The sequence below is a fragment of the uncultured Fretibacterium sp. genome, assembly GCF_963544685.1.
GTDB lineage: Bacteria > Synergistota > Synergistia > Synergistales > Aminobacteriaceae > CAJPSE01.
Map to the genome: position 1 here is coordinate 1 of NZ_CAUUGJ010000159.1, position 4,010 is coordinate 4,010.

2 protein-coding genes are annotated in these 4,010 nt (G+C 67.1%); both read right to left on the reverse strand.

The window, feature by feature from the left end:
• A partial coding sequence (gene xdh / locus ABLA28_RS10780; RefSeq protein ID WP_347713669.1) for a selenium-dependent xanthine dehydrogenase occupies nucleotides 1-2,436 on the reverse strand: 2,436 nt, incomplete at its 3' end.
• A gap of 219 nt (nucleotides 2,437-2,655) precedes the next feature.
• Nucleotides 2,656-3,897 carry a YgeY family selenium metabolism-linked hydrolase gene (locus ABLA28_RS10785; RefSeq protein ID WP_314717574.1) on the reverse strand — a complete coding sequence of 414 codons (1,242 nt, stop codon included), beginning with the start codon at nucleotides 3,895-3,897 and terminating at the stop codon, nucleotides 2,656-2,658.
• Nucleotides 3,898-4,010 lie beyond the last annotated feature (113 nt).

Genomic DNA, 4,010 nt, shown 5'->3' on the forward strand with positions numbered 1-4,010 from the left:
ATCCGGGTCCTTGCACTCCATCAGCAGGCATTCGATCGGCGGCACGTCCGGCGCGCGGAACAGTCCGAGCGTCCCCAGCCGGGCACGCGGGACGCCTCCCTCGAGGCGCAGGTCCTCCGTGAGCGCATAGCCCAGGCCCATGACGACGCCGCCCTCGATCTGTCCCTCCACGCTGTTTCGGTTGATGACCTGCCCCACGTCGTGGCAGGCGATGTACCGCTCGATCCGGCCGTCCTCGCTCAGAATGCACACGTGGGCCGCATAGCTGTAGGCCGCGTGGCTGACGGGGTGCGGTTTGTCCGAGCCCATGGGGTCCGAAATGAACAGGAACTCGTCGTAGAACTCCCACCCCTCGAGACGCCCGATGTCCCCACCGGCCTCCTTCAGGGCCTCCGCGAACCGCACGCAGACCCGCCGCGTCGCCTCACCCGTGAAGAGGGTTTGGCGCGAGGCCGTCGAGGTGCCGCTGTCCGGCGTCAGGGCGGTGTCGGGAGGGTTGAAGGCGATGCGGTTCACCGGGAGCCCCGTCGTGAAGGAGGCGATCTGGACCATGGTCGTCGCCACCCCCTGCCCCATGCAGGCCGCGCTGGTGAAGAGCCGGATGCCGCCGTCCCGGACCACTAGGCGCATACGCCCGGCGTCGGGCACGCCCACGCCCAGACCGCTGTTCTTCCAGGCGCAGGCGAGGCCCGCCCGGGGAGAGGACTCGAAGTAGGGCTTGACGGCCGCGAGGCATTCCCGAATTGCCGTGTTCTGCGCCGCGATCTGGCCGTTGCCCAGCACGTCGCCCGGCTCCACGACGTTGCGGTCCCGGATGTCCCAATAGGAGATGCCCGCTTTCTCCGCCAGGAGGTTCAGCGTGCACTCCACCGCGAAAGCGGACTGGGTGACGCCGAAGCCCCGAAACGCCCCGCTCGGCGGGTTGTTCGTGTAGACGTTCGTCCCCTCGATATCGACGTTCGGAACGCGGTAGGGCCCCGTGGCGTGGGTGCAGGCGCGCTGCATCACGGGCCCGCCCAGGGAGGTGTAGGCGCCCGTATCGCCCCGGATTCGCACCCTCATGGCCGTGAGGCGCCCCTCCGCGTCGCACCCGGCGGTGTAGTCCATCACCATGGGGTGCCGCTTGGGGTGGACGATCAGGCTCTCCTGGCGGGACAGCGTCACGCGCACCGGACGCTTCGCGTGCCACGCCAGAAGCGCCGCGTGGTGCTGAACGGACATGTCCTCCTTGCCGCCGAATCCCCCTCCGACCAGCGCCGAGATCACGCGCACCCCGCTTTCGGGGCAGCCCAGCATCCGCGTCACCTCCCGGTACTCGTCATAGACGCTCTGGCCGGACGTACGCAGGACCAGGACGCCGTCCTCGTCGAGATAGGCCAGGGCCGTCTCCGGCTCCAGGAAGGCGTGCTCCCCCACGGGCGACGTGTAGACCGCGTGCGCCACGTGGGCGGACTCCGCCAGGGCCCTGTCGACGTCGCCCCGCCTGACGACCGCGTTGACCTTAACGAAGTTGCCGAAGGGATGGATGAGCTCCGCGCCGGGCGCCATGGCCTCCTCGATGGTGAGCATCGGCCTCAGCACCTCGCTCTTCACCTCGATCAGGGCCAGGGCTTCCTTCAGGGTCTTCCTATCGATCGCGGCCACCAGGGCCAGGGCGTCCCCCGCATAACGCGTCACCTCTCCGGGGGCGATCAGCACCGGCCAGTCGTGCACGATATGCCCGATGTACCGCTCGCCCGGCACGTCCTCGGCCGTCAGCACGGCCACGACCCCCGGGTGTGCCGCTGCGGCGCGGGTGTCGATTTCCAGGATGCGTTCGCGCGGCGTTCTGGGACGCAGCGCCGCGCCATAGAGCATTCCGGGCATCTTCAGGTCCTCGACGTATTTACCCGTCCCCAGGGTCTTCTCGCGCGCGTCGAGGCGCGGCATCCGCTCCCCCAGGGCATAGGGGCGGTCGAAAGGGTCCTTCGGAGGGAGGAAGCCCGGATCCCGCAGGGCCTCGGCGGCCATCGCAACGGCCTTCTCGATCTTGACGTATCCCGTGCAGCGGCAGAGGTTCCCCTTCAGCGCCGCCTTGATCTCCGCCGCGGACGGGCTGGCGTTGACGTCCAGAAGCCCCTTGGCGCTCATCACCATGCCGGGAATGCAGAATCCGCACTGCACCGCCCCTGCCGCGCCGAAGGCCCAGGCATAGATATCCCGTTCCCGTTCGGAGAGCCCCTCGAGGGTCGTCACCGACTTGCCGTCCAGCCGCGAGATCTTCTGGATGCAGGCACGGGCCGTGCGCCCGTCGATCAGGACGGTACAGGCTCCGCAGACCCCCTCCGCACAGCCGTTCTTCACCGAGGTGATGTCGGCCGTATCCCTGAGATAATCCAGCAGGGAGCCGTCCTCCGCTATCTCGTGGACCGCTCCGTTGATCGTCAGCCTGTACATGCAATCCCCCTCCTCGCCGTCGGCCCTCCGCCGGGCGGCCTTTCCTGAGGGCCGGCCGACACAGCGTCTCTCGCAAAATCTCCTTCCGCAGCATCGTTCACGGCGCATTCCTCTCCCTCAAATCCTCTCCTCCGTCGGGGTCTCGGATACGGGGAACGACCCGGGCCGGGACGTCGGTTTTCGCCCCGGCCTCACAGAAAGGATGAAGAAACGCGCCGCTCAGCGCTCGACGATATTCTCCGTGTGCTCCGGCATCCGAGCCGCGTATTTCCGGGCATAGAGGCTCGGGATCGCGGCATAGAGCGCCGCACAGGCGACGATTTCCTCCTTCCAGGTCACCTCGTTGGGAGCATGGGCCTGGTTCTCGTGCCCCGGCCCGAACCCGATGCAGGGGATCCCGTGCATGCCCATGATCGCGACGCCGTTCGTGGAAAAGGTCCACTTGTCCAGCCGCGCCTTTTTGCCGAACAGGCCGGAATAGGCCTCCATCAGCGTCTCGCAGACGGGATGGTCCTCCTCGATGACCCAGGTCGGGAAGTAGCAGTCCGTGGGATAGAGCAGGCCCGTCCAGGAGGGACGCTCGTACTTGTACATGCGCACCTCGGCCCCGGCGGCCTCGACCGCGGGCAGCCGGCGGATCTGATTCATGGCGTACTCCGCCGTCTCGCCGCGCGTCAGGCGGCGGTCGATGGAGATGCGGCAGCCGTCGGCCACCGCGCAGCGCGAGGGCGAGGAGAAGAAGATCTCGGAGACCGTCAGGCTGCCCTTGCCCAGGAACGCGTCGTCCCTCAGGTTCGGGTGCAGCGCCCTCAGCTCGTTCAGGATCGGCCCCGCCTTGAAGATTGCGTTGTCGCCGCGCTCGGGCGCGGAGCCGTGGCAGCTCACCCCCTTGATGACGACCTCGATCTCCATGCGTCCCCGATGCCCGCGGTAGATGCCGCCGTCCGTCGGCTCGGTGCTGACGACGAACTCGGGGCGCAGCTTGTCCTCCTTGATGATGTACTGCCAGCAGAGCCCGTCGCAGTCCTCCTCCTGCACGGAACCGACCATCACGATGGTGCAGTCGTCCTCGATCCCCAGCTCCTTGACGATCTTGCCCGCGTAGACCATGGCGGCCATGCCGCCCTCCTGGTCGCTGGCGCCGCGGCCGCCGATGCGCTCGTCGTCCTCCATGCCCGCGTAGGGATCGAACTTCCAGTTGGCGCGCTCGCCGATGCCCACCGTGTCGATGTGGGCGTCCAGCGCGATCAGATGCCTGCCGTGCCCGATGGTCCCGAGGATGTTCCCCATGGGATCGATCTCGACCCTGTCGAACCCGACCTTCTCCATCTCCTCCTTGATGCGGTGGATGACCCGCTTCTCGTCGCAGCTCTCGCTTGGAATGGCGATCATGTCCCGCAGGAACCTCGTCATATCCTTCTCGTAAGACTTGGCCTTTGCCAGAATCCTCGCGTAGTCCATAACCATGCACCTCTTGTTTTTAGTTGGGGGCTTTGCCCCCAATCCCCCAGCAGGGGAACAAGTCCCCCTGTCTCTTATACACATCTGACGCTGCCGACGACTAGTCGAGTGTA

Coding starts and splice junctions, on each gene's coding strand:
- ABLA28_RS10785 (WP_314717574.1), bottom strand. CDS start 3,897: ATGGACTACGCGAGGATTCTGGCAAAGGCCAAGTCTTACGAGAAGGAT.